19 protein-coding genes are annotated in these 25069 nt (G+C 73.1%); 3 read left to right on the top strand and 16 right to left on the bottom strand.

The window, feature by feature from the left end:
* The first annotated feature begins 87 nt into the window (after window positions 1-87).
* A complete protein-coding gene (locus FRAEUI1C_RS03180; protein ID WP_013421839.1) occupies window positions 88-1335 on the top strand; it encodes a glycosyltransferase family 4 protein in 1248 nt (415 codons plus the stop codon).
* A gap of 59 nt (window positions 1336-1394) precedes the next feature.
* On the opposite strand, the gene FRAEUI1C_RS03175 is transcribed toward FRAEUI1C_RS03180, so the two are convergent.
* From FRAEUI1C_RS03175 to FRAEUI1C_RS03115, 13 genes are all read right to left on the bottom strand, one after another.
* Window positions 1395-2342, bottom strand: coding sequence for a PIG-L deacetylase family protein (locus FRAEUI1C_RS03175; protein ID WP_013421838.1), 948 nt, complete (start codon window positions 2340-2342; stop codon window positions 1395-1397).
* A gap of 132 nt (window positions 2343-2474) precedes the next feature.
* A complete protein-coding gene (locus FRAEUI1C_RS03170; protein ID WP_013421837.1) occupies window positions 2475-3494 on the bottom strand; it encodes a glycoside hydrolase family 26 protein in 1020 nt (339 codons plus the stop codon).
* A 65-nt stretch (window positions 3495-3559) separates the two neighbouring features.
* The gene (locus tag FRAEUI1C_RS03165; protein ID WP_013421836.1) at window positions 3560-4942 is read right to left on the bottom strand and encodes an O-antigen ligase family protein; all 1383 of its coding nucleotides are present in this window, start codon (window positions 4940-4942) and stop codon (window positions 3560-3562) included.
* A 35-nt stretch (window positions 4943-4977) separates the two neighbouring features.
* Window positions 4978-6498 carry a Wzz/FepE/Etk N-terminal domain-containing protein gene (locus FRAEUI1C_RS03160; RefSeq protein WP_013421835.1) on the bottom strand — a complete coding sequence of 507 codons (1521 nt, stop codon included), beginning with the start codon at window positions 6496-6498 and terminating at the stop codon, window positions 4978-4980.
* Window positions 6499-6772: 274 nt separating this feature from the next.
* On the bottom strand, window positions 6773-7561 hold the full coding sequence (locus FRAEUI1C_RS03155; protein ID WP_232425280.1) for a hypothetical protein: 789 nt from the start codon (window positions 7559-7561) through the stop codon (window positions 6773-6775).
* Between the two features lie 133 nt (window positions 7562-7694).
* Window positions 7695-9923, bottom strand: a complete 2229-nt coding sequence (locus tag FRAEUI1C_RS35875; RefSeq protein WP_013421833.1) for a hypothetical protein — start codon at window positions 9921-9923, stop codon at window positions 7695-7697.
* A gap of 8 nt (window positions 9924-9931) precedes the next feature.
* Window positions 9932-11179 (bottom strand): class I SAM-dependent methyltransferase, encoded by a 1248-nt coding sequence (locus FRAEUI1C_RS03145; protein WP_013421832.1) that lies wholly within the window; start codon window positions 11177-11179, stop codon window positions 9932-9934.
* A gap of 333 nt (window positions 11180-11512) precedes the next feature.
* Window positions 11513-12061, bottom strand: a complete 549-nt coding sequence (locus tag FRAEUI1C_RS03140) for a dTDP-4-dehydrorhamnose 3,5-epimerase family protein (RefSeq protein WP_013421831.1) — start codon at window positions 12059-12061, stop codon at window positions 11513-11515.
* A 97-nt stretch (window positions 12062-12158) separates the two neighbouring features.
* The gene (locus tag FRAEUI1C_RS03135; protein WP_013421830.1) at window positions 12159-13184 is read right to left on the bottom strand and encodes an NAD-dependent epimerase/dehydratase family protein; all 1026 of its coding nucleotides are present in this window, start codon (window positions 13182-13184) and stop codon (window positions 12159-12161) included.
* A 104-nt stretch (window positions 13185-13288) separates the two neighbouring features.
* Window positions 13289-14578, bottom strand: a complete 1290-nt coding sequence (gene tyrS / locus FRAEUI1C_RS03130; RefSeq protein WP_013421829.1) for a tyrosine--tRNA ligase — start codon at window positions 14576-14578, stop codon at window positions 13289-13291.
* A 33-nt stretch (window positions 14579-14611) separates the two neighbouring features.
* On the bottom strand, window positions 14612-16093 hold the full coding sequence (locus tag FRAEUI1C_RS03125; RefSeq protein WP_013421828.1) for a S8 family serine peptidase: 1482 nt from the start codon (window positions 16091-16093) through the stop codon (window positions 14612-14614).
* A gap of 202 nt (window positions 16094-16295) precedes the next feature.
* Window positions 16296-17213, bottom strand: coding sequence for a glycosyltransferase (locus tag FRAEUI1C_RS03120; protein ID WP_013421827.1), 918 nt, complete (start codon window positions 17211-17213; stop codon window positions 16296-16298).
* 79 nt (window positions 17214-17292) lie between these two features.
* Window positions 17293-18708, bottom strand: a complete 1416-nt coding sequence (locus tag FRAEUI1C_RS03115) for a glycosyltransferase family 2 protein (RefSeq protein WP_013421826.1) — start codon at window positions 18706-18708, stop codon at window positions 17293-17295.
* Between the two features lie 302 nt (window positions 18709-19010).
* Between FRAEUI1C_RS03115 and FRAEUI1C_RS03110 the strand changes: the two genes are divergently transcribed.
* Window positions 19011-20252, top strand: coding sequence for a glycosyltransferase (locus tag FRAEUI1C_RS03110; RefSeq protein WP_041260037.1), 1242 nt, complete (start codon window positions 19011-19013; stop codon window positions 20250-20252).
* 38 nt (window positions 20253-20290) lie between these two features.
* Here FRAEUI1C_RS03110 and pth read toward each other — a convergent pair whose 3' ends face one another.
* Both pth and FRAEUI1C_RS03100 read right to left on the bottom strand, forming a co-directional pair.
* Window positions 20291-20878, bottom strand: a complete 588-nt coding sequence (pth, locus tag FRAEUI1C_RS03105) for an aminoacyl-tRNA hydrolase (protein WP_013421824.1) — start codon at window positions 20876-20878, stop codon at window positions 20291-20293.
* A 147-nt stretch (window positions 20879-21025) separates the two neighbouring features.
* Window positions 21026-21655, bottom strand: coding sequence for a 50S ribosomal protein L25/general stress protein Ctc (locus FRAEUI1C_RS03100; RefSeq protein ID WP_013421823.1), 630 nt, complete (start codon window positions 21653-21655; stop codon window positions 21026-21028).
* A gap of 436 nt (window positions 21656-22091) precedes the next feature.
* On the opposite strand from FRAEUI1C_RS03100, the gene FRAEUI1C_RS03095 reads away from it, so the two are divergent.
* Complete coding sequence (locus FRAEUI1C_RS03095; RefSeq protein WP_013421822.1) at window positions 22092-23105, top strand: 4-(cytidine 5'-diphospho)-2-C-methyl-D-erythritol kinase; 1014 nt, start codon at window positions 22092-22094, stop codon at window positions 23103-23105.
* A 58-nt stretch (window positions 23106-23163) separates the two neighbouring features.
* On the opposite strand, the gene FRAEUI1C_RS03090 is transcribed toward FRAEUI1C_RS03095, so the two are convergent.
* Complete coding sequence (locus FRAEUI1C_RS03090; RefSeq protein WP_013421821.1) at window positions 23164-24975, bottom strand: ABC-F family ATP-binding cassette domain-containing protein; 1812 nt, start codon at window positions 24973-24975, stop codon at window positions 23164-23166.
* Window positions 24976-25069 lie beyond the last annotated feature (94 nt).

The raw sequence follows: 25069 nt of genomic DNA, 5'->3' as shown, positions 1-25069 counted from the left end.
GGGCCATCGAACTTGGGCCCATCGAATCTGGGGCCATCGAACTTGGGGCCATCGACCACCGGGCCATCGACCACGGGGGCAGGGAACGTGACCGTCGACGGGAAGCTGCTCATCACGTTCCTCTGTGAGCAGTACCCGCCGGTCGTCTGGGACGGCGCCGGGATCTACACGGCGGTGCTCTCGGCGGCGCTCGCGGCGCTCGGCCACGAGGTGCACGTCATCTGCGCGCAGGGCCACCGGATCGTCGACGAAGAGGTCGACGGGGTGCACGTCCACCGCCGGCCGCTGCTGCGGATACCGCTGAGCCGGGTCCTCGGCAAGTACGCCCGCCACCTGACCGGCCCGAACTACCCGCGCGACTCGCTGGCGCTGCGGGCGAGCCTGACCTTCTCCTACGCCCTCTACCTGCGCCAGCTCGGCCTGAAGCCGGACGTGATCGAGACGCAGGACGGCGAGACCCGAGCGCTGATGAAGGTGGTCGCCCCGTCCTGCCCGGTCGTCGTGCACATGCACGCCCCGACGATGCTGACCCTGCGGCTGGCCGGGCCACCGCTGTCGGTGCGCGGCCGGATCGCCGACCGGCTGGACCGGATCACCGCCGACCGGGCCACCATGGTGACGTCGCCGTCCCAGCTCCTGGTCGACACGGTCCGCCCGTACGGCTGGCTACGCCGCGAGGACGTGGCGATCGTGCCGAACCCGTTCGACGCGAGCCCGTGGCAGGGGGTGCCGGCGGTAGGCCGGACCGGGGCCGTGGTCGCCGCGGTCGGCCGGCTGGAGCCGAACAAGGGCCTCGACGTGCTGCTGGACGCGCTGGCACTGGTCGCGGCCCGAGGGACCGACGCGAAGCTGATCCTGGCCGGCAGCACGTCCGGCCACCTCGACGGGGTGCCGACCGGGCGCTGGCTGGAGCGGCGGGCCCAGGAGCTGGGCGTGCCGACCGTGTTCGCCGGCCACCTCAGCCAGCGCGAGCTCGTCGACGTCTACGGCCAGGCACGAGTGGTCGCCGTGCCCAGCCGGTTCGAGAGCTTCTCGATCGCCGCCGTCGAGGGCATGGCGTCGGGCCGGCCGGTGGTGACCACCACCCGCACCGGCATCGCGCCGTTCCTGGCGGAGTGGGAGGCGGGCACCGTCGTCGCGCCGGAGGACCCGACCGCGCTGGCGGACGCCCTGGAGCCCTACCTGACCGACCTCGACCTGGCCGAGCGGATCGGCCGTAACGGGCGGGCCGGCGCCGCCCGGCTGGACCCGGCGCAGATCGCCGGCGACCGGGTCGCGGTCTACCGCAAGGCCGTCGCCTCGTTCGGGCAGGCCCGGGCCGCCTCAGCTCGCTAGGCGCCGGCCCGGCGCCCGGCCTCGCCTCGGCGGGCCCGCCGGGTCAGTCGCCCGCCGGGTCAGTCGCCCGCCGGGGCGTCGGCGAGGGGGACGGATGACGGCTCGTCGTCGGCGCCGGACCGGGCCGTGGGGACGAAGTTCAGGTGGGCGAGCGCGCCGACCTCCAGGTAGAGCTCGAACGGCGTCCTCGTCGCCGCCAGCAGGGACGGCGGGAGGGAACCGCCGCCGACGGCCGGGCCGACCTGGCTGCCGTGCGCCGCGAGCGCGTAGGCCTGGCGCGACCGGTAGCCCTTCGCCGCGACCAGCAGCGGGCGCACCTCGCGGATCCGGTCCACCGGGTCGCGCAGCAGCCGGCGGGCGGTGTAGCCCTCGGTGCCGTAGCCGCGGGTCCACGGCCAGTGCGTCCACAGCCAGACGCCGTACTCCAGGACCTGGCCGGCGAAATCGGCGCGGCGCACGGCCTCCAGCGCGGCGACGTTGGTGGCGTCGTGGTCCGGGTGACCGTCGCAGGACGTCGGGATCAGCACCTGGTCCGGCGCCAGCTCCCTGATGAGCTCGGCCAGCCGGTCGGCGATCTCGTCGACGTGCTCGGCGACCTTCGTGTCCGGCACGTCGAGGAAGCGGACGTCGGCGGGGCGCAGCCCGAGCCGGGTGACGGCGCGGCACGCCTCTTCCTTGCGCAGCGCGGCCAGCTCGGCGGGCGGCATCGGCGCCGGCTCGGCGGCGGCGCCGTCACTGACGATGACGACCGTGACGTGGGTGCCGGTCTCCCGCTTGCGCATGATGGCCACGCCGCAGCCGACGGTCTCGTCGTCCGGGTGGGGCGCGACCACGAGGCAGGACGCCCTGGACATGGCCCGGGTGATGTCCCGGCCCCGGCGCATCCAGGCCCGCCGATAGAGCGACCGCGCCGGGAGCAGCGCCCGTTCGCGCAGTGCTCCGGGGCTCATCGAACGGCGCACGGTGGCCGCGGCGCCGGTCAGCCGGGCGGCCGCGATTTCGCTCATCCGGTCACTCCTCCGTGTCAGCCGGCCGCCCAGGAACCCTAGTCACTCAGGGGCCCCAGTGGCCGGGCACCGCCAAAAGACGGCGAAAGCGTATCGGAGGAGGCCCGCGCCGAATCCGGCGGCCGTACCGCGTCAACCGGGGCCGAACAGCTGCAGGTAGCGCTGCGCGGACCGCGGGTTCAGGGTCGGATTCAGCAGGGAGGAGCGCACGTTGTCCGCGTCCGCGTTGTTGAAGTACGCCTCGTAGGCGAGAATGCCCGCGTTTGCCTGAAACATCGCGTACATCTTCTGGACGAAGAACGGGTTGTCGCCGCCCCCGCCGGCCCCACTCACAACACCCCATTCGGGGACGGAGAACTTCTTTCCGCGCGCCCGGGCCTGCTGGATCACCGTGCAGAGGCCGGACGGGGCGACGCACAGCCGGTCCCAGAGCCCCTGGGTCGGGGCCGGCGGGGACATGTCGTAGTAGTCGATCCCGATGATGTCGACGTACGCGTCGCCGGGGTAGGCGGACCAGACGTCGCCGCCGCGCGGCAGGTCGTCCCGATGCATGGTCATCGTCCAGTCGATCCGCACGTCGGGGGCGGCGGCGCGCAGCGCCGTCACTGTCCGCTGGTAACACCGTTTCCAGACGTCGACGTTCCGCGGGTACCAGTCGTACCAGTCGCCGTTGAACTCCCAGCCCAGCCGGACGATCGCGTCGCCCCGGCCGTACTTCAGCAGGTTCTCGCCGAACTGGTGCCAGTGCTCGTCATAGGCGCCGGCAGCGCAGTCGCGCTCGTTGCCGCCGCTGTCCGGCCACAACGGCTGGGCGATCGAGATCTGGCCGGGCCAGGCGGCCCGGGTGAAGGCGTTGAGCGGCCAGTCCGGCGCCTCGACCGAGTTCCAGTCGGTGCGCGACGTGAAGATCATGGCGAGGTCGACCGGCCGGCCGGTCCAGGCGGCCCACGGTTGGATCTCGTCCGGGAAGTTGCCGTTGGCCCCGGAGGCCCAGCGCACGCCGGTGCCCGCGACCGACGGGTTCGCGACGGCCACCGGCGCGGACGGCCGCCTGGGCGCCGGGTGCGAACAGGCGCTCAGCCCGGCGACGACCAGCAGCAGCGCGACGACCAGAGCGGGACCCGCGTCCCGCGCCCGGGAAGCTCGCAGCACAACTCTCACCTTACGTGAGGGATGAGAATCGCCGGGTAGCCGGGTCGCCGCCCGGGACCGCTCCGTCAGCGGTGGCCGGCGAGGTCGGCGTACCCGCGCTGGACGGGCAGCGGGAGATTGCGCTGGGCCGGCCGGTCGGCCGCCAGCGGGTGCTGGTCCTCACAGAACCAGCTCAGCAACAGCAGCACCAGGTAGCCCACCACTGGGTTCAGCAGGCTGCTGGACAGCACGACGTAGAAGAACAGCATCGTCCCCGTCAGCACGAACGACGGCGAGCCCCGGACGAACACCGCCGCCATGAAGACGAGGAACCCGATGCCGCCGACGAGCCCGTACTCCAGCAGCAGCTTGGGCAGCAGCGCGTAGTTCAGCGGAAGGCCGGTCCGGGCGGTGAACGCCTGGGAGTCCCGGTCCGACCAGCCGGGGCCGTTGCCGAACAGGGCCCGCTCCGGGCGCGCCGACAGGTTGTCGTAGGTCCGCACGTACGGCGTCACGAACCGCAGGTTGCCGCTGGACCCGCTGGACTTCGTCTCGGTGGCCCGGGACGCGAAGATCTTCGCGGCCGGGGTGAGCGACAGCGCGCCGACCAGGACCACGAGCACCGCGAGCGCCGTCAGCGTGAACCGCAGGCCCTTGTGGACGGCGAGCAGCACGCTGGCGAAGCCGATCAGCAGGATGCCGGTGCCCGAGACCGTCGAGAGGATGGCCGCGAGGAACAGCGTGATCTGCCAGATCCGGGGCCGGCGCAGCACCGAGACGATCAGCCCGGCGGCGAGGAACTGCGAGGCGTAGGACGGCTCCAGGCCGACGAAGGCGTTCGACTTGAAGAGGCCGGAGCCGTACTGGACCGGGTACGACGTGTTGAAGTTCTGCGCCAGGAAGTTGGACGGCACGATCTTGGCGAGCACGTCGACGTAGTGGACGCCGACCAGTTGCAGCCCGAACTGCGCGACGGCGAGCGTCGCGAGCAACAGGGTCATGACCACGAACCGGTCCAGCATCCGGGGCAGCAGCACCCTGGCCTGCTCCCGGCCGAGGCCGAGGGCGAACGGCGCGTAGGACACCACCAGGAGCAGCAGCGAGTTCAGTGAGGCGTCCTGCTCACCGCGGGCGAACGAGACGAACGCGACGAAGACGCACGCCGACATCGCGATCAGGTAGGCCCGGCTGCGGACCAGGTTGGTCCGCAGCTGGCCGCGCCGCACCAACATGATCGTGCCGACCAGCGTGATGGGCATGATCACCGGGACGCCGGTGCCGCCGGCTGGTACCACCAGGCGTTGCAGGAACAGCTCGCAGGCCAGCAGGACGGTCAGCAGCCGTAGCGTCGCGGCGTCGGCCCCGGTGTCGCGCTCCGCCGGCTCCGGGGTCGGGATGACCCAGGTCCGCGGAATGCGGGTGGTCAGCGTCGTCACCATCTCCGACGCCGAACCCGGCCGGTATGCCACCAACTACTCCGTAACTGTTCGCCCGCGGGGCGGGCTCAGTACCGCGGGCGGGCGAAGCGGTCCGTCGAGTCCACCTCGGCGTCGCCGCGGTCGTAGTCCCGGTCCCGGTCGCGGCCCCGGTCCGCCGAGCCCGAAGGGCTGGAGCGGTTCGCGGCCCGGCTCTCGGCCGCGATCGTCGACGGGCGGAAGCCGCCCCGGTCGCCGTGAATCACGCCCACGATGCGGTCGGACAGCGCCGGCCAGTCCCGCGCCACGGCGGCCAGCTCGTCGGTGCGGGTGAACGCCGAGGTCACGACGACGACCGCGTCGGCCTGCAGCGCCGAGGCCGCGGTCATCGGCAGGTCGGTCAGCGGCGGCGTGAGCAGCAGCACCAGGTCGACGTCCCGGGCCCGGTCGGCGAGGATCGGCGCGAGCCCGCCCGGCCGCGATGCCCGCGATGGGGACACCCGGTTGTAGAGGACGTGACCTCGGCCGCCGCCGGACGAGCGGGCCATGCAGGTGGCCTCGTGGGCCCACCGTGGCAGCGCCCCCGAGGTCGCCGGTGGCAGGCGCTCCAGCACCGCGCGGACGTCCGAGCTCGGCGACGCGTCGAGGACCAGCACGACCCCCTGGTCGTCCGACCAGCTCGCGGCGATGCCGGCGACCGTGTCGGAGGTCAGGTCGCCCTGGGCCGCGGCCGTCAGCGAGACCACCTTGACCGTCGGGGAGAGCACGGCGGCCATGGCGGACACGATCGTGTCGATGCTCGGCGCGGCGGGCCCGGAGCCGCCGACGATGAGCGGCGCGCCGAGCGCGTCGGCGGCGGCCCGGCCGTCGAGCACCGTCGGGCGGCGCAGGTAGCGGATCCAGACGAAGGCGACGGCCAGGAACAGGCCGACCAGCATGGCGATGAGCAGGTTGGTGAACGGCTTCGGCGCGATCTTGCCGGCCTCGCTGGGCGGCTCGGCCAGCCCGATCATGCTGGTGGCGGTGGCCTGCGCGACCTCCGCGGTGGTGATCTGGTCCAGCAGCCGGTTCGCCGCGTCCGCGATGGCGCCCGACGGGTCCTTCGGCCCGTTCGCCTCCTTCTGCAGCGCCTCCTGCTTGGCGGTCAGGTCGTCGATCCTGGCCTGGCCGCCGCCGCTGTACGTCACCAGCAGCGCCTGGTACTCGTCCCGCGCGGCGATGACCAGCTCGTCGGCCTTCTTCTGGTTGTTCGACGTGCCGGTGATCGTGAAGTAGTCCGCGGCGGCGGCGGGCGTGGCCGTGAGGTGCGCGGCGATGTAGGACTCCGAGACCCGCAGCCTCGTCGCGAGGTCGGAGATCGCCTGGGTGGAGGTCGCCAGCTCCGCCTGGGTCTCCAGCGTCCGGGTGTGGTCGGAGTTCGGGTCGAGGGTGAGGAAGACACGCGCGCTGGCCTGGTAGGTCGGGGTGGAGATCAGGCTCACCGCGAGCCCGAGGACACCGCAGACGACCATGGCGATCACGATGTGGAACCAGCGCCGCCCGAGGACGCGCAGCAGGGACAGCGCGGGCGCGTTCCGCCCGTCGCTGCTCTGCGAACCCGCTGAGCTCACGCGCTCCGCCTCTGTGCTTGCGATCCAGTCGTGCTTGCGATCGGTCGTGCCGGCGATCAGTCACCAGATCAGCCCGGGCCGCCCGATTTACCGAACGTGAAGGCTGGAATGCGAGCATAACTCAGACGGGCAAGCGCCAAACCCCTGGGCGGTTACGACGCGCCAATACGCCCAGTCACCCGTTCACCGCACTTCTTGCCGTGGCATCTGGAGCAAGAGCGGGCCGCTACATCAAGACCGTGAGCGGGCCCGGAGAGCGGGGCACGGGACCTCGTCATCGGCGCCCGCCACCGGGCCGGGTGGCGCGTAGCCAGTCCGCCACGTCACGTGCCTCCGCCGCCCAGTCGGTGCCCGGCGCGAGGTGACCGGCCTCCAGGTGGGTGGCCAGGTCCGGGTCGGGCGCGACCAGGACGCGCCGGTCGTGCTCGGGCCTGGCCAGCGCGGCGACGTTGAGCGCGCCGCGCAGCCCCGTCAGCGCGACCCGGCGGGCAACCCGCTTGAGCGCGGGGTGCTCGCCGGGCTCCACCGGCTCGCCGCTGAGCTGGCCCAGGCCGAACGGGCGGTAGCCCTGGTAGGCCAGGCAGGTCGCGTGATCGAACGCCCCGCCGACGAACGGCGCTGACCGCAGCAGCCGTTCGTCCGCGACGATCGTGTGCACCCAGGCGCCGAAGGTGCTGGTCGAGCTGACCGCGCGGTACCAGCGAACCCGGCCGATCTCGACGGCGTCGCCGTCACCGTCGGCCCGGTCCAGCGGCGAGTACGTGGGATTGCGCCTGGTCGCGTCGGTCCCGAACCGCAGCCGGCTGTAGATCGTGAAGTAGTCGGCCTCGGGGAGCTTCTCGGCGGCCGCGACCACGGCGGACAGCGCGTCCGCCGTGTACAGATAGTCGTCCTCGGCGAACCACACCAGGTCGTCGGGCGCCCAGCCCCGGGCCCTGGGCAGGCACAGCATCAGCCGGTAGGACGAGCGGTTGGTGCCGCACCGGATCGGGAGCATCTCGCCGGCGCTCGCCATCATCGCCAGCCGGTCCGGCGGGATCGGGCCGTCGTTCGCGAAGACCACCCTTGTCGGAATACCGACATTTTCGACCGAACGCAGCAACGAGGCCAATGCGATGGTTTTGCTGTAAAAATCGGGCCGGTTCTTCGCGTTCTCGGAACCCACCGATCGGCACACCACGTACAACCTCATCGAGTCACTCCACGCTCAGGTTCTTCGTCGCCGGCGCGCCCCGCCGCGCGGCCGGCTGGCGGACCGGCCCGGCACGCTGGTCTCGCCGCTCTCCCGTCCCGCTCGAACGGTCACCCCGCCCACGTCGGGCGGCCCTGCTCGCACGCTCGGCCTCCTTCGCGGCATCGCGCAGCATCCGGACCCAGAAGGGAAGCATGATCCAGTTAGCCACCGTGAAGCCCAGCACGGCGCCGGTACCGCCGCCGAGCGCCACGCCGATGACCGGGTAGAGCAGCAGCTGCGGCGCCGCGATCACGTTCAGCCGGAAGGTGTTCTTCGCCTGGCCGAGGGCGATCAGCATGCAGCTCACACCGACGGTGGAAGCGGCGCCGGCCTGCTGCAGGATCGACAGGGCCAGCAGGTGGTGGGTCTCGGACCACGTGTCGCCCAGCAGCGACTGCCCTAGCTGATGCCCGCCGACGCGGACCGTCCCGAGGAACAGGAAGCCCAGGCCCCAGACGATCCCGACCGACGCGACGGCGGCGGACAGCAGGTAGGCGGCGCGCATCCGGGCGGCCGCGGTCATGTCCGTGCGCCGGGAGAACTCCGGGATCGCCCAGCTGACCAGGCCCATCGCGAGGACCGTCGTCGGGCCGAGCAGGGTCTGCACGCCCCGCAGCGCCCCGACCAGCTCCACCGCGCCGATCACCCCGATGATCAGCAGGCTCGCGTTCAGCGCGCCCTGGATGGTGATGAACTCCAGCGCCAGATAGCCGTTGATGTCGCGATGTTCCCGCACCCAGTCCAGGGCCCGGCCGGGGGCCGGCCAGAACCCGGCCTGCGCGACGCCGATCAGCGCAGCGACGGCCGCCGACGCTCCCCAGGCCAGCAGCATCGGCGCCGCGAGCGTGACGTGCCGCGCGAGCAGCAGCGTCACCCCGATGAGCTGGACCACGGCCCAGACCGCGTCGTTCGCCGCCGCGGCGGCCGGACGGCCCTGGGCGAAGAAGACCTGCCGCCACTGGTCCTGCACCAGCAGGCCGGGCAGCACGAGGCCCAACGTGACCAGCGCCGACCCGGTCAGGCCGCCGATCGCCGCGCCAGCCAGCGCGCAGCCGGCGCCGACGATCAGGCCGAGCAGCAGCGCCGCGCCGGTCGCCCGCGCGGCGGCGCGCGCGAACACCGCCTCGGGGGCACCGGAGTACCGGATGCTCAACGGCTGCGCGCCGGCCGCCTTGGAGAACCCGATGATGACCGCGAACACGGCGAACGCGACGGAGAACGCCCCGAAGTCGACCCTCGACACCTCGCGGGCGACGACGAACATCAGCACCGAGTTGGTGCCGCTGGAGATGAGCTGGTCGGCCAGGGTCCAGAGGGCCCGGCTGCGCGGGGTGCCCTTCGCCGGGGTGGACGCGGCCTCGTCACGGGCCCAGGCGGCCGGCGCCGGCTCGCGCGGCGGGTCGGCCTCGTCGAGATCCCGCAGCAGCGGCTCGCGCCGCCGCCGGTCCTCGTGACCCGACCGGTCCTGCCGGTGGCGGTGGGACGGAGGGCGACGCAGCAGCTGGGTGCCGTCCGCGTCCGGGCCGGGCTGCTCGGGCGGGCGAGCGGGCAGGCCGTCCCGGCGCAGGAGCTGGGTGCCCTCGGTATCGGTCCTGGCCCGGCGCGGGTCCTCGCCGGCCCGGTTGCGGACGAAGACCTGGGTGCCCTCCGGGTCCGGGCGGGAGCCGTCCGGGCGGGAGCCGTCCCGGTCGCCTGGCCGGGGCCGCAGGCGCAGCGCCTGGGTGCCCTCCGGGTCATCGGGGTCGGGAACCCAGCCGCGCGGCGCGCCGCCCGCCCGGCCGGCCAGGTCGCGCCGGACCTGCTCGTCGGCGAGCAGCCGGTGCAGCATCGAGAGGTCGATCGTCTGGGTGACGCTGCCCATGAAGCCGCTCTGCAGCTGCCCCAGCAGCAGGTCGACCCCCTCGTGGGGCCGCCCTTCGTAGGAGCGGCCGTCGCGGGAGCGGCCGGGCTCGGCCCAGTCCGGCTGGGCCGGCCGCTGCCAGCCTCGCTCAGGCCGGCGTTGCGTCCACCGGACCTCCGGGGGCCTGCCCGCGGGCGTCACCCGGTCGGGAACCCAGTGGTCGCCGCCGCCGGGCTCGACGCGCCCGGTCCATCCCGGGTCCCCCGTCTGCCCCGGGTCTCCGGTCCGTTCCGGGTCCCCGGTCCGTTCCGGACCCTCGGCCCGGGCCGGCGGCCGCCCAGGCCGCTCCATCGCCGCGCCTACAGGATGACCGGGCGGGGCACGGGGACGATGAACGAGCCGCCTCGGGCCGCGTACTCGGCCTGCTGCGCCATGATCTCGTTCTTCACGTTCCAGGCGAGCAGCAGCAGGTAATCCGGCTGGCGGTCGAGCAGGGCCTCCGGCGCCAGGATCGGCAGCCGGGCCCCCGGCATGTACCTGCCCTGCTTGTGGGTGTTGCGGTCGACGACGAAGTCCACGAGCCGGGTGTCGATGCCGGTCGAGTTCAGCAGCGTCGCGCCCTTGGCGGCGGCGGCGTAGGCGGCGATCGTCGCGCCCTTGGCCTTCAGGCCGGACAGCAGCGTGCGCAGCTCGTCCTGCAGCGCGCCGACCTCGGCGCCGAAGCTGCCGTACCGGTCGAACGAGTCCAGCCCGGCGGCCCGCTCCGCGGCGAGCACCCGGGCGACCGACGGATCCGGGCGGCCCGCCGCTCCGGCCCGGCCCGCCCGCCAGCGCAGCGTGCCGCCGTGCAGCTCGGGGAACTCGGTGACGCCGACCAGCTCGAGGCCGTGCCGGCGCAGCAGGGCGTCCACGGCGATCGTCGAGAAGTAGCAGAAGTGCTCGTGGTAGATCGTGTCGAACTCGGTGTGGTCCAGCAGCGCGCCGACCCCCGGGTTCTCGACGCTGATGACGCCCTCGTCCTTCAGCAGGATCGAGAAGCCCTCGACAAAGCTGTTCAGGTCCGGGACGTGCGCCATCACGTTGTTCGCGATGATCACGTCGGCGCGCAGGCCCTCGTCGACCAGCCGGCGAGCCACCTCGGCGCCGAAGAACTCCTCGCGGGTCGGCACCCCGACCTCGCGGGCCGCGGCGGCCGGGCCGGGTGTCGGCTCGATGCCGAGCACCGGGATGCCGCGCTCCACGAACGCCTTGAGCAGGTAGCCGTCGTTGCTGGCCACCTCGACGACCAGGCTGTCCGGCCCGAGGCCGAGGCTCTCGATCAGCTCGACGACGTTCTTCTCGGAGTGCCGCACGAGCATGTCCGAGAACGACGAGAAGTACGGGTAGTCCGCGTCGAAGATCTCATCGGCGGGCAGCACATGGGTGAGCTGGACGAGGGCGCAGCGCTCGCAGAAGCCGACCCCGAGTGGGAACGTCGGGTCGACGGCGTCCAGCGCGTCCGCGCGGACCAGCCGGTTGGCCACCGGCGTGGACCCGAGCGACAGGAACGGCCGCGGCCGATCGCCGCCGCACGACCGGCACGTGGTCACCTCGGTGGCCCCTGACATGCGCTCTCCCCTGCCTCACCGCCCGGTCCCAGCCGGGCCTCGCGGTCTGTAGACCCGGCCACGCCGAACGTGTGCCGGCAGTTACCAGTTGGCCGGCCGCCGGGCCCCCTCCGGGGACAACGATCCGCACTCTCTCGGCAGGTCATGGTATCGCCCGCCACACGGACATCAGCGCACACACATGCCGAGCACAAGCGGTTTGGACGCCGTGGGTAAGCGAGCAGTACGGCTATGCACGCTTTGCGCCGCCGTAGCAGGGCCCGGCGTGGCCTTGATCGTCGTTTTGGCCTTGAGATGGTCGCGCCGGGAGGCTTCTCACGACCATTCCAGGGCTCAAACGGCGATCATGTCGGCTTCACCTAGGAGGGGCCAGGCCCGGTCCTTGTCCGAGATCACCGATACCGGCAGTGGCCACGCGATCCCGAGCGCCGGGTCGTCGTGGCGCAGGCCCCGGTCGAAGCCCGGCCGGAAGGGGACGTTCATCTGGTAGCTGGCCTCGGTGTCGTCGACGAGGGTCTGGTAGCCGTGGGCCAGTCCCGCGCCGATGAACAGCGCCCGGTGGTTGTCCGCTGACAGCTCGACGGCGACGTGGCGCAGGAAGGTCGGCGAGCCAGGCCGGGTGTCGACCACCACGTCCAGCAGCGCGCCCCTGGTGACCCGGACCAGCTTGGTCTCCTGGACCGGCGCGCCGGCCCAGTGCAGGCCGCGGACCGTGCCGGCCCGCCTGTTGTAGGCGACGCTGCACTGGGCGACGTCGACGTCGAGCCCCGCGGCGGCGAACTCCTCACGGCAGAACGTCCGGGCGAACAGTCCGCGATCGTCGGAGAACGGCTCGATATCGACGATGAACACCCCGTCGAGCCCGGCCGGCGCGATGATCACTAATGGCCTCCAAGGCGTGGATCAGTGGACCGGCCCATCGTCCCAGCCCCTGTTCCCCGGAACGCCGGCCCCCGGCCCCCGGCCCCCGAACGTCGGCTCAGTAGGTCCAGAAGAGGTCGGCGTCCAGTTGCTTGGTGGCGATCAGGTGTTGCAGCTGCTTGAGCCGGGTGTGGCCGCGGCCGGTGAAGGTCGGCTCGTCCAGCTCGATCCGGCTGAACAGGTCGAACAGCTGGCGGGCACCGCGCGAGGCGTCCCAGTCGCAGCTGAAGCCGGGCAGCCGCTGGTGGATCTTGTCGAAGTTCACCCGGTAGCTGCGGTCGTCGCCGCCGCTGTCCCCGAAGCTCATCCGGCAGCCGGGGAAGACGGCCGCGACGGCGTCGGCGACCTCGCGGACCTGGTAGTTCTGCGCGCTGTCCCCGACGTTGAAGATCTGGTTGTGCACCGCGTCCCGGGGAGCGGCCAGGACGCAGCCGATCGCCTTGGCGATGTCCAGCCCGTGCACGAGCGGCCGCCAGGGCGTGCCGTCGGACGTCATCGCGATCTCGCCGACGGTCCAGGCCACACCGCACAGGTTGTTCAGCACGATGTCGAACCGCATCCGTGGCGAGGCGCCGTAGGCGGTCGCGTTGCGCAGGAACGTCGGCGAGAAGGAGTCGTCCGCCAGCGGCGCGACGTCCCGTTCGACCATCACCTTGCACTCGGCGTACGCGGTCCGGGGGTTGACCGGGGACGTCTCGGTGACGTCGCCGCCGGTCGCGACCCCGTAGACGCTGCACGAGGACATGTAGACGAACCGCCCGACCCCCGCCCGCTTCGCGAGCAGGGCCAGCCGGACCGAGCCCTGATGGTTGATCTTGTACGTGACCTCGGGGGCGAGCTCGCCCAGCGGGTCGTTGGACAGCTCGGCCAGATGGACGACGGCGTCGACGCCGGCCAGGTCCTCGGCGGTGACGTGCCGCAGGTCCTTACGCAGCGTGTACGGCGCCCGGTCCGGGCCGCGGTAGAGCCAGCCCTGGTTGTAGTAGCCGGTGTCGAGGCCGACGACGTCGTGGCCGGCGCGCAGCAGCTCGGGTGCGAGCAGGCTGCCGAGGTAGCCCTCCGTGCCCGTGACCAGCACCTTCATGCGCGTCTCCTCCACCTCACAGGTGGAGCCAGCGTGGCACCCGCTGCCCGGGCCGCCCGGGAGGCCGGCCGGCGGCCCACGCGAGGGCCACGGGGGACGTCCGCCTAGGCGAAGCGCGCGAGGCGCCACTCGCGCCGGCCACGGCGGACCAGCAGGACCGAGCCGTGCAGCAGGTCCGCGGCGGTGACCCTGGCGTCGAGGTCGGACACCTTGTCGCCGTTGATCGAGATGGCGCCGTTACCAAGGTGCTCGCGGGCGACCTTCTTGCTGCTGGCCAGGCCGACGGCGATCAGCAGATCGACCACCGGCCAGCCGTCCCCGTCCAGCCGTGAGCGTGGCTCCTCGATGCTCGGGACGTCGGTGAACACGTCGCCGAACAGCTGTGGGCTGATCGCGCGCACGTCGCCCTTGAAGAGGGCCTCGGAGGCGGCCTCGGCCGCGTCGGTGGCCTCCTCGCCGTGCACCAGGGTCGTCATCTCCCGGGCCAGGTAGCGCTGCAGCGCCCGGCGGGACGGGGTCTCGGCATGCTGGGCGAACAGCTTCTCCAGCGACTCCCGGTCCGCCAGCGAGAAGAACAGCGCGAACTGCCGGGCGTTCTCGTCCGACTGGTTGATCACGAACTGGTAGAACGTGTAGGGCGAGGTGCCGTCGGCCGAGATCCAGACCGCGCCCTTCTCCGACTTGCCGAACTTGGTGCCGTCGGAGCGCAGCAGCAGCGGGCAGGTGAGCCCGTGGGCCTGGGTCCGCAGCACCCGGCGGATGTAGTCGATACCCGCGACGATGTTGCCCCACTGGTCGGAGGCGCCCATCTGCACCGTGACGCCGTGGTCCTCGCAGAGCCGGCGGAAGTCGTAGGCCTGCAGCAGCATGTAGCTGAACTCGGTGTACGACAGGCCGACGTCGGGGTCCTCGAGCCGGCGCCGGACGCTGTCCCGCTTCGTCATCTCGCCGATCGGGAAGTGCTTGCCGACGTCGCGCAGGAACTCGATCAGCCCGAGGCCGCCGAGCCACGCGGAGTTGTCCACGAAGATCGGCATCTGGTCCGCCGGCAGGGCGCGCGCGAAGATGGTGCGCATCAGCTCCTGGTGGCGGGACACGTTGGCGGCGACGTCCTGCGGGGACAGCAGTTGGCGCTCGACCGACTTGCCGGACGGGTCACCGATCAGGCCGGTCCCGCCGCCGAACAGGGCCACGGGCCGGATGCCCGCGCGGGCCGCCCGGATCAGCAGGGTGATCGGCAACATGTGGCCGATCGTCAGTCCCGGCGCCGTCGGGTCGAAGCCGATGTAGGCGCGCCGCGCCGCGCTGTCGAGGTGGTTCCGCAGCTCCGCGGCGTCGGTGCTGTCGTGGATCAGCCCACGCCAGGACAGCTCGTCGAGTAGCGCGCTCGTCATTCCCTCATGCTACCGGCGCCGAGCCAACCGTGATCACCTGTAACGCCCGGCTCCCCCGCCGGTCGGCGGGACGAGGGACGGCGGGTCGGGCGGCGCTTGCGGGGCCGCGGCCACCGGCACACCGGCCGCGACCGGCGGCGCGGCGTCGAGGGCCGGCGGCGCGGCGGCCACCACGGGCGCCACGGGCGGTGCGGTGCCGTCGGGCCGTCGAGCGCCGCCGTCCGCTGGCGGGGAAAGCGCCCGGCGCAGCGCGAACGTGCCGACGCCGAGGGCGATCCCGAGCAGCACGGCGACCGCGAGGCCGCCGGCCCAGACCAGCCTGCCGGGCCCGTGGTGCCTGGGCGCGGAGACCGGCGCGCCCGCGGGCGGGGTCGGGACGGGCCGGTCGGTGGACCCGGTCGGCCCCGGAAGCGGCACGGTCACGCCCGCGGCGGCCAGCAGCGCGTCCTCGTCGGTGGCGAGCGTGCCGCCGCCGGCCCCCGGCGGGGCGGTCAGCAGCGGGTTGTCCGCGACCGGGACCGGTGGCTGGGTGAGCGCCGCCACCGGGTCGACGATCCCGTAGCCGAACTGCCGGTCCCAGCCGCGCGGGCCCTTGTCGTCCGCCGTCCTGGTGAGCAGCTCGATCACACTCGGGGCGTTCAGCGCGGGATGCTCGGCTCGGACCAGCGCGACCACGCCGGCGACGATGGCGGTCGAGTTGCTGGTGCCGTCGATGACCTCGGAGCCACTCGGCGCCAGCGCGACCGGGACGGGCGCCCGGATGAGCGCGGCCGGCGCCGCGAGCACCGCCCGCTGGCCTGAGGCCGAGCCGGCCCAGAACTTCCCGCCGGAGTCCGAGCCGGTCACCGCGATGACGCCGGGGATGTTCGCGGGGGCGTTGATCTGCTGGTCGAGCGGGTCGGTGTCGCCGGAATCCACGTTGCCGGCCGCGGCGACCACGACGACGTCGTGGGACAGGGCGTAGGCGACCGCCGAACGCTCGTCCGAGTCGGCCAGGCCGGGCGAGCCGAGCGAGAGGCTGATCACCTTCGCGCCGCGGTCGGTCGCGAGCCGGATGCCCTCGGCGACCTCGGACAGGTCGGTCTCCCGGCCGGTGGAGATCGAGAGGATCTTCGCGTCCGGCGCCACGCCGAGGAAGCCGGTGGCGGCGCCGTCCGGCCCGACCGGGCGCGCGGCGATGATGCCGGCCATCGAGGTGCCATGGCCGTCCGGGTCGTCGTCGCGCAGGCCGTCCGTCGCCGCGTCCGCGCCGATGCCGGCACCCGGCACCAGCTGGCCGGCGAGCGCGGGGACGGTCGGGTCCACGCCGCCGTCGACGACGGCCACCACGATGCCGCTCCCGGTCGAGAGCTTGTGGGCGTCGTCGAGCCGCAGCGCGCGGGCATACCAGGACTCGCTGGGCTGCGCGGCCAGCGCGGGCGACCCACCCAGCCCGGGCCCGATGACCAGTGCGCCGGCGCACAGCGCCGTCAGCAGCAGCCCGAGCGGCGCCCGCCGGGACGGCGCGAGGAACACGGACCCGCCCCCTGTGTCATGTCTGGTCCCGTACGGGCCTCGTGAACGGCGGGTGCGGTGCGCACCAGGCAGGGAGCACGATGCCGCCAACTGTGGACGTCTGCGGATTCCGGCAGTTTTCCACAGCGATCGGCCTTCGGGCGCGGCTGGTCCCGAACCCGACATCGGGCCGGCGACTGGCTGTTATGACGCGGTCTGGCGGTCAGGGCTTCGGCGGGCCGACGAGCAGGCCCTTGATGTACGCGGCGTGCTCCTGCGCGGTCGCTTCCTTGCCGCTGGCGCGGGACAGCACCGTCCGGCCGGCATAGCCGGCGACGAGCATCGCGCGCATCGCGTTGACCTTGAGCGGCGCGTTGTGCTTGCGCAGGTAGCGGATCATCGACGCGCCCCGCATCTGCAGCATCCAGGTCTTCGCGGCGCCCGAGCCGCCGGCGCCGTGCGGCACGAGAAGGTCGGTGCGCAGCTTCTGGCGCAGCCCGGCCTCCCGGATCGCCCGGCCGAACGCCATGTCCTCGTTGTAGACGTAGAACGTCTCGTCGAAGGCGCCGAGGTCGAGGAAGGTGCGACGGCGCAGCGCCATGCAGGCTCCGGTCAGCCACTCCGGCGCCATCTCCCGGCCCGGCGTGGGCCTGGCGAACAGGGCCGACGTCGGGATGAGCTTGTGCGCGCCGAGCACGTGCAGCAGCACCCGGCGCGGGGTCGGCTCCCAGCCGCCGTTGCCCAGCTCGGGCCGGCCGTCGTGGCCCTGCATCGTCGCCGCGCTGCAGACCAGTTCCTGGTCTGCGCGCAGGTCGTCGACGAGAGAATCGATGATCTTGGCGTCCGGCCGGCTGTCCGGGTTTCCGAGGATGACGTACTCGTACACGGACGACCTGATGCCCATGTTGGCGGCCTTGGCGAAGCCCTTGCCTCCGCCGGAGTCGACGTAACGCCCGTTCGGCCGGTCGGCGATCAGCTCCCAGACCCGGTCGGCCCCCTTGGCGTTGTCGACGATCACGACAGGCATGTCCGTGGGCAGCCCGGCGATCATCTGCTCCAGCTGCCCGCGGCTGTGGAAGCTCACGGTGACGACCTCGTAGGCCCACCGGGGGTCGCTGGCCGGCTCGTCGCGTTCCCGCATCACGGCGCTCACCGGCTGCTCCCGCTCACCAGGCCGGCCGCGATCCGGGAGCCGCCCGCGATCACCTTGGCCGCCGCGGTCACTGCGCCGGCCCGTAGGTCTGCGCCGGCCCGTAGGTCTGCGCCGGCCCGTAGGTCCTGGCCGAGCCGAGCGGGTCGGCGGGGTCGTAGGCCTGGTTCAGCCGCTGCGCGTCGTAACCCGGCCCGGAGCCGAACCCCGGCGGCAGGATGATCGGGCCGGTGGCCGCCGCCTCGGGGCCGATCACCGGCTCGCCCATGCCCAGGCCGCCACGCTGGGACGGGTACCCGGCGCCGGCCGGCCCGTCCGCCGTGGAGCCGTCCGGGCTGGGGGGCCGTCCGGGCTCGGGCAGCCGGTCCGGCTTCGGCCAGACCGCCGGCCGGTCGCCGGACAGGAAACGACGGACACCGCCCAGCGCGACCGCCTGCAGGAAGAACACCTGGGCGAACAGGCGGGCCGGACCGGGCAGCTGCCGCCCGGTCGTCAACGCCACCGCGCTGGCCGCGCCGGCCGCGTTGCCGGCCAGAAAGAGCCGCGCGGTCCAGCTGTGCCGCGCGGCGGGGACGCTCAGCGCTACGAGGGCGACGTGGGCGACCGGCCCGACCGACGAACGGACCAACCGGTGGCCCCACAGCTGCGGGGTGACCGGCAGCGCACCGGGCGACAGGGTGTCGCGGCGCCGCCACATCATGTCCAGATTGCCGGCGACGATCCGGGTGCGCCGTTCCCATTCGTCCTGGAAGGAGGGCGACGGGCCCTCGACGGAGTACGCCTCGGGCTCGTAGATCACCCGCAGGCCGCCCTCCAGCAGGTCGAGGGCGAGCCAGGCGTCGTCGACCGCGGTGTCGGCGGGCAGCGGGCGGAAGGCCGCGCGGCGGAAGGCCAGGAACTCCCCGACCACTCCGATGGTCGCGCCGGTCGCCGACTCGCACCGCTTGAGCCACGACTCGAACCGCCAGTAGAAGCCCTGCGCGCCCTGCGGGTCCTCGACCTGCTTCTCACCCGCGACGGCGCCGACGCCAGGGTCCACGAAGTGCCGCATCGCGGCGCACAGCGCGTCCGGCGCGACCGTCGCGTTCGCGTCGGTCAGCAGCACGATGTCGTTGGTGGCGGCGGAGACACCGCGGTTGACCGCGCGCGCCTTGCCGAGCCGCTCGCCGGTGGAGAGCACCCGGACGCCGGCCCGGCGGGCCGCGGCGGCGGTCTCCTCGTCGTCGGCGACCACGATGATCTCGATGGGCCCGGGGTACGGGATGGCCATCAGGTCGTCCAGCTTGGCCCCGATGATCGCACTCTCTCGGTAGGCCGCGACGACGACGCTCACCGAGGGCCATTCGGCCGGGTCAGCCGGAACCTCTGGGGTAAGGCCTCGGCTTTTCAGTCCGATGTAGACCGGGTACAGAACGTGACCGTACACGGTGGCCGCTCCCAGAAGGGCGACGGTCGCGCCACGGCCGAGGGCCCGAACTGCTGCCATGGGCAATAACCGTAACGGGGGCCTGTCCATGACTGGTCGATGGGGCCACCGCCCGGCGGGTTGCGCGCGGAAATTGCGTATCCGAGCAACCAGACACGCAGGGTAATCCCGCAATGTCGCACCTCGGGACAAGCGGCGGCGGCGATGTCCCACTTAGGCGGGTCATTTAGCGACACCGACAACTATGGTCGACCTCCGGCGCCGCGCCCGGCCGGCCTGCCGCTGCCTCGCCCGGGGACGGGCCACGCCCGGCCCAGCGCGGCCAGGTCGGGCGTTTCGGCCCCCCGGCTACAGTGAGCGCCGTGAGCGGTGCCGAACGCTGGATCGTCGTCGTCGAGGAGCCTTTCCTTCCGATGGACGCCGGCGGCCGGGTCGAGACCTTCGGGTTCCTCACCGCCGCGTCGAACGCCGGCATCCGGATGCAGGTCCTGGTCCCCGCCAAGAGCGCGCTGGACGTCGACGCGGTCGAGAAGGCGGTTCCCGGCGCCGCGGTGATCCCGCTGCCCCGGGATGACAGCCCACTGGCCCATCTGCGCGTGACGCCGTACATGTACGCGTCACGCCCGGTCGGGCCGCTGCGCCGGGCGCTGCACGCCACGCCGCCGCGCGCCGACGCGGTCATCAGCTACAGCTACCGGGCGGCCCGGCTCGGCCAGGAGATCGCCCGGGTCTGGCGGCTGCCCCACCTGGTGCGGGCGCACAACATCGAGTCGGCGTTCTTCCGGGCGATGGCGCGAGGCTCGTCCGGCCCGCGCGCGGCGGCCTACGAGCTGGAGTACCGCAAGCTCCAGCTCGCCGAACGGTCGCTGGGCCACTCGCCGCTCGTCACCGCGATCGCCGACATCTCGTTGGAGGACCACGAGTGGCGCCGCCAGCGGGCCAGCGTCACCACCTTCCACCTGCCGCCGTTCCTGCCGGTGGGCGCACTCGCGGACGACGCGTCCGCCGGACCGGCCGCGACGCGGGACCGCCGGGTCCCGGGCACGGTCGTGTTCGTCGGCTCGCTGGACACCGCGCAGAACGTCGAGGCGCTGCGCTGGTTCCTGGACCGTTGCTGGGACGGCGTGCGGGCGGGTCAACCGGCGGCCGTCCTGCGCGTGGTGGGCCGCCGCCCCGAGCCGGGTCTGGCCGACTGGCTGCGCGGGATCCCCAGCGTCGAGCTGCACACCGACGTGCCGAGCATCGACGAGTACGTGGGAACGGCGGTCGTGTCGGTGAACCCGATGCGGTCGGGCTCCGGGGTGAACATCAAGGCGATCGCGGCGATGGCGGCCGGTACGCCGGTGGTGAGCACCCGGACGGGCAGCCGGGGCCTGAGCTGGCAGTCCGCGCGTTCCGTCCCGGAGATGACGCCGTCGACCCACCTGCTGGTCGCGGACGAGCCGGCGGCGTTCACCGAGGCGGTCCGGGGGCTGCTCGCCGACCCGGTCCGGGCCGCCGACCTGGGCCGATCCGGGCGCGACTACGTGCTGCGCACGCTGGACCACACCACTCTGCTGCGGCGGATTCGCGACGAGCTGCCGGGCCGACCGGCCACCAGCTGACGAGCCCGGCCGCCTGGCGGGGGGCGCGGCCGACGAGCTCAGGCCAGGGCGTGGAAGCGGTTCTGGGCCGGCTCGAGGCCCTCGGCCACCAGCGCCTCCACGGCGTCCGCCGCCCGGTCGACCAGGAACGGCAGTTCCTTGCGCTCCGGGACGGCGAAGTCACGCAGGACGAAGTCGGCCGGGTCCATCCGGCCGGGCGGGCGCCCGATGCCGAAGCGGACGCGCAGGTAGTCCCTGGTGCCGAGTGACGAGGTGATCGACCGCAGGCCGTTGTGTCCGTTGTCGCCGCCGCCGCGCTTGAGCCGGACCGCGCCGAACGGGATGTCGAGCTCGTCGTGCACCACGATCACCCGCGCGGGGTCGACCTTGAAGAAGGAGCGCAGCGCCGCGACCGGCGGACCGGAGACGTTCATGTACGTCCGGGGCCGGGCCAGCACGGCCGAGACACCGGCGAGCCGCAGCTGCGCCGCGTCGGCGCGGGCCTTGTGCGACCGCAGCCTGGCCCCGTGTCGCTCGGCGAGCAGGTCCACGACGAGGAACCCGGCGTTATGGCGGGTACTCGCGTACTCCGGACCCGGATTACCCAACCCGACAACCAGCCAGGCTCCGTCGTCCTCGCCAGCCATCCGCCGTCCCGCCGCTATCTTGTCTGCTTTTGGGTGAGTCATCACCGTCAGTATTGAAAATACGGCGCCCCGGCGCGGATCGTCGATAGGCGATCCGCGCCGTGAACGCCGCGGCGGGCCCTGGACCAGTCCCGGGCCGCCGACGAACTACTCGGACTCGGCGGTAGCCGCCTCGCCCGTGCTCTCAGCCCCTTCGCCGGTCTCACCGAGGCCGGCCTCGTGCTGAGCCGCGGTCGGCTTCGTGAGCGCCAACGCGATGATCGTCTCGGGGTCGCCCTCGAGCTCGACACCGTCGGGAAGCTCGAGCTGGCCGGCGGTGTAGTGCGAGCCGGGGCCCATGCCCGTGATGTCGACCGTGAGCGAGTCCGGAATCGCGGTCGCCGGGGCCGACACCGAGACTGTGGTGTTCGGCTGGTCCAGGATCGCGTCCGGGTGCAGCTCGCCGGTGATGTTCACCGGGACGTCGACGGTGACCTTCTCGCCCCTGCGGACGATGACCAGGTCGACGTGCTCGAAGCTGCCCTTGATGGGGTGACGCTGCACGTCCTTCGGAAGCGCCAGCTCGGTGCCGTCGCCCAGGTCGACGGTGAGCAGCACGTTCGTGCCGGCGTCGGTCTTGAACGCGTGCAGCAGTTCACGCTGGGAAAGTGCGATGTGTCGCGGCGGCTGGCCGTGCCCGTAAAGGACAGCCGGAACCTTGCCGGCCCGTCGGGTGCGACGAGCGCCGCCCTTCCCGAACTCGGTGCGCGGCTCCGCGACGATGCGGACCTCGGACATGGCGGTGCTCATCCTCTCGACTGACTCAGTGCTAGCGGATCCAGGCGACGGCGGGTCGGTGGGGACCGACGCGTGGCCGCCGGGTCAGCGGGACCCCGGCCCACCGCACGGGACTGCGACTCGTCGAGACGGAACGGCTCTCGATCACGAGCTACGGCACGAGACTGCGGGCGCGAGACCGGACGCGGACACCACGACGCAGACACCACATCGTGGACGTCACCAGGATTCCGGCTCTTCACAGTACCGGACAGTCGTCACCACGCCACGCCCCTCCCCTGCCGACGTACCTCGAACGCCCGCGGCGGCCGGCCGCGGCACCCGGGCTCGGCTGCGCTCGGTAGCGCTCGCACCGCGCCAGGACCGGCTGGGCAAGCGGCCCCGGCCGGGCCGGATAGGTTCTCGGGCGAGGCCGCCACCCGCAAGGAGCCGAGCGATGTCCACCGAGCTTTCGACCGGATCGACGTTGTCGCCCGAGTCCTCGCCGAGCCGCGTCACCGTCCGCGCGCCGGCCAAGGTCAACCTGCATCTGGGGGTCGGGCCTCGTCGCGCCGACGGCTTCCACGAGGTCATCACCGTGTTGCAGGCCGTCGGGCTGTACGACGAGCTGACCGTCACCGACCTGGAGCCGACCGACGGCTCCGACGACGGACCGGCGGTCACCGCGACCGTCGAGATCAGCGGCGAGGGTGCCGTCGGGCCGGCGGGCGACCCCGCCGTGGTCCCGACGAACGCGGACAACCTCGCGGTCCGCGCGGCGCTCCTGGTCGCCGAGACCGCCGGCCTGCGCGGCCGCCGGATTCACCTCGAGATGGCCAAGGGCATCCCGGTGGCCGCCGGGATGGCCGGGGGCAGCGCCGACGGCGCCGCCGCGCTCGTCGCCTGCGACGCGTTGTGGGGCACGGGCCTGCCCGTCCAGACGCTCGCCGAGCTCGCCGCCCGCCTCGGCAGCGACGTGCCGTTCCCGCTGACCGGGGGCACCGCGCTCGGCGTCGGCCGCGGCGAGCAGCTCTCCCTCGTCGCCACCGCCGGCGAGTACCACTGGGTGTTCGCGCTCGCCGACGGCGGCCTGTCGACGCCGTCCGTCTACCGGGAGTTCGACAGCGGCGCGACCGAGGGCCGCACGGCCGACGGCCGTACCGCGCCGACTCCGGCCGACGCGGTACTGACCGCCGTCGCCACCGGCGACCCGGCCGTGCTCGGCGCCGCGTTGTGCAACGACCTTCAGGCGCCGGCGATCAGGCTGCGGCCGTCGCTCGGCGACGTGCTGGCCGAAGGCCGGGCGCTCGGCGCGCTCGGCGCGCTGGTCTCCGGCTCCGGCCCGACGACGGCCTTCCTCGCCCGCGACGCGGCCCACGGCGCCGAGCTCGCCGCCGGACTCGCGGCGAGCGGCCTGGCCCGCGCCGTCCGTCAGGCGTCCGCGCCGGCCCCCGGCGCGACGGTGCTGTAGGGCGCCCCCTCCCGGGGATCCTGGTCGCCCTCGCGGCCGAAGATCCCCGGGAAGTGTCCTAACCTGCCTGCTCGGACAGTTCGAGCCAGCGCTCCTCCAGGGCGACGATCTCGGCCTCCAGGTCGCCGACCGCCTTGGTGATGCGCAGGACACCCTCGTAGTCGGCGGGGTCGTGGTCGGCCAGGTTCTTGTGGGCTGTCGCGACCTGGCCGGCGAGCCGGTCGAGGCGACGCTCCGTCGCGGTGAGCTCCTTCTGCGCCGCGCGCAGCTCGGCGCCGGCCAGTTTCGGCGCCGCGGGCGCGCTCCCGCCGCGGCCGTTCCCGTCCGGGGCGCCGCCCTTCGCGGGGGCCACCGCGGTCGACGAGGCGCCGGCGGCCCGCAGCCGCAGGTACTCGTCGACGCCGCCCGGCAGGTGCCGCAGCCGGCCGTCCAGGATCGCGTACTGCTGGTCGGTCACCCGCTCCAGGAAGTACCGGTCGTGCGAGACGACCAGCAGCGTGCCCGGCCAGGAGTCCAGGACGTCCTCCATCACCGCGAGCATGTCGACGTCGAGGTCGTTCGTCGGCTCGTCAAGGATCAGGACGTTCGGCTCGGCCAGCAGCACGAGCAGCAGGTGCAGCCGGCGGCGCTGGCCACCGGACAGGTCGAAGACCCGGGCCGAGAGGTGCTCGCGGGCGAAACCGAGCCGCTCCAGCAGCTGGCCCGGCGTCAGCTCCTTGCCGTCGATCATGAAGGTCGTCTTCGTCCGGGCCAGGACCTCGCGCACCCGGTCGCCGGCGACCTCGTCCAGCTCGCGCAGCCCCTGGTCCAGGACGCCGATCCGGACGGTCTTGCCGGTCTTCACCGTCCCGGCGGTCGGCGCGAGCGTGCCCGCGACCAGCGAGAGCAGCGTGGACTTGCCGGCGCCGTTCGCGCCGAGCAGGCCGGTCCGCTCGCCGGGCCCGATCCGCCACTCGATGTCCCGCAGGATCGGCCGGCCGTCGAACGAGACCGAGACGTCCAGCAGGTCGACGACGTCCTTGCCGAGGCGCGCCGTCGCGAGCCGCGAGAGCTCCAGCCGGTCGCGCGGCGGCGGGACGTCCGCGATGAGCGCGTTCGCGGCGTCGATCCGGAACTTCGGCTTCGAGGTGCGGGCCGGCGCGCCGCGGCGCAGCCAGGCGAGCTCCTTGCGCATCAGGTTCTGCCGCTTGGCCTCGCTGGCCGCCGACTGCCGGTCGCGTTCGACCCGCTGCAGCACGTAGGCCGCGTAGCCGCCCTCGAAGGGCTCGACGATCTGGTCGTGCACCTCCCAGGTGGCGGTGCAGATCTCGTCCAGGAACCAGCGGTCGTGCGTGACGACCAGCAGCCCGCCGGCCGTCCGCGACCAGCGGCGCTTGAGATGGTCGGCGAGCCAGGTGATGCCCTCGACGTCGAGGTGGTTCGTCGGCTCGTCGAGGATGATCACGTCCCAGTCGCCGACGAGCAGGGCGGCGAGCGCGACCCGGCGGCGCTGCCCTCCGCTGAGGGTCCCGACGGTGGCCGCCCACGGGACGTCCGTGACGAGGCCCGCGATGACGTCACGAACCGCGGGGTCACCGGCCCACTCGTGCTCCGGACGATCACCGACGATCACCTGGCCGACGGTCTGCGCCGGGTCGAGGGTGTCGGCCTGGTCGAGCACGCAGACCCGCACCCCGCCCCGGCGGGTGACCCGGCCCTCGTCGGGTGTGATCCGGCCCGACAGCATGCCGATCAGGCTGGACTTGCCGCCGCCGTTCTGGCCGACGATCCCGATCCGATCACCCTCGTTGACACCGAGGGTGATCGAGTCGAAGACGACGCGGGTCGGATACTCCAGATGCAGTGCTTCCGCGCCAAGTAGATGGGCCACTCCACCAGCCTATGGCGACCGTCCGGAACCGGGCGCTGAGCGCCCTTCGGACGGTCCGCCTGGTTCGGGCGCTGAGCGCCCTCTCCCATCTGGT

It is taken from the genome of Pseudofrankia inefficax (genome assembly GCF_000166135.1).
Classification (GTDB): Bacteria; Actinomycetota; Actinomycetes; order Frankiales; family Frankiaceae; genus Pseudofrankia; species Pseudofrankia inefficax.
The sequence above is the reverse complement of the archived record's forward strand: the minus strand, read 5'-3'. Positions and strand labels throughout refer to the sequence as shown.

Excerpts from the sequence above, each read along its gene's own strand:
- FRAEUI1C_RS03175 (WP_013421838.1), bottom strand. The coding sequence starts at position 2,342 with ATGAGCGAAATCGCGGCCGCCCGGCTGACCGGCGCCGCGGCCACCGTG.
- FRAEUI1C_RS35875 (WP_013421833.1), bottom strand. The coding sequence starts at position 9,923 with ATGGAGCGGCCTGGGCGGCCGCCGGCCCGGGCCGAGGGTCCGGAACGG.
- FRAEUI1C_RS03145 (WP_013421832.1), bottom strand. The coding sequence starts at position 11,179 with ATGTCAGGGGCCACCGAGGTGACCACGTGCCGGTCGTGCGGCGGCGAT.
- FRAEUI1C_RS03135 (WP_013421830.1), bottom strand. The coding sequence starts at position 13,184 with ATGAAGGTGCTGGTCACGGGCACGGAGGGCTACCTCGGCAGCCTGCTC.
- tyrS (WP_013421829.1), bottom strand. The coding sequence starts at position 14,578 with ATGACGAGCGCGCTACTCGACGAGCTGTCCTGGCGTGGGCTGATCCAC.
- FRAEUI1C_RS03120 (WP_013421827.1), bottom strand. The coding sequence starts at position 17,213 with ATGCGGGAACGCGACGAGCCGGCCAGCGACCCCCGGTGGGCCTACGAG.
- FRAEUI1C_RS03115 (WP_013421826.1), bottom strand. The coding sequence starts at position 18,708 with ATGGCAGCAGTTCGGGCCCTCGGCCGTGGCGCGACCGTCGCCCTTCTG.
- pth (WP_013421824.1), bottom strand. The coding sequence starts at position 20,878 with ATGGCTGGCGAGGACGACGGAGCCTGGCTGGTTGTCGGGTTGGGTAAT.
- FRAEUI1C_RS03100 (WP_013421823.1), bottom strand. The coding sequence starts at position 21,655 with ATGTCCGAGGTCCGCATCGTCGCGGAGCCGCGCACCGAGTTCGGGAAG.
- FRAEUI1C_RS03095 (WP_013421822.1), top strand. The coding sequence starts at position 22,092 with ATGTCCACCGAGCTTTCGACCGGATCGACGTTGTCGCCCGAGTCCTCG.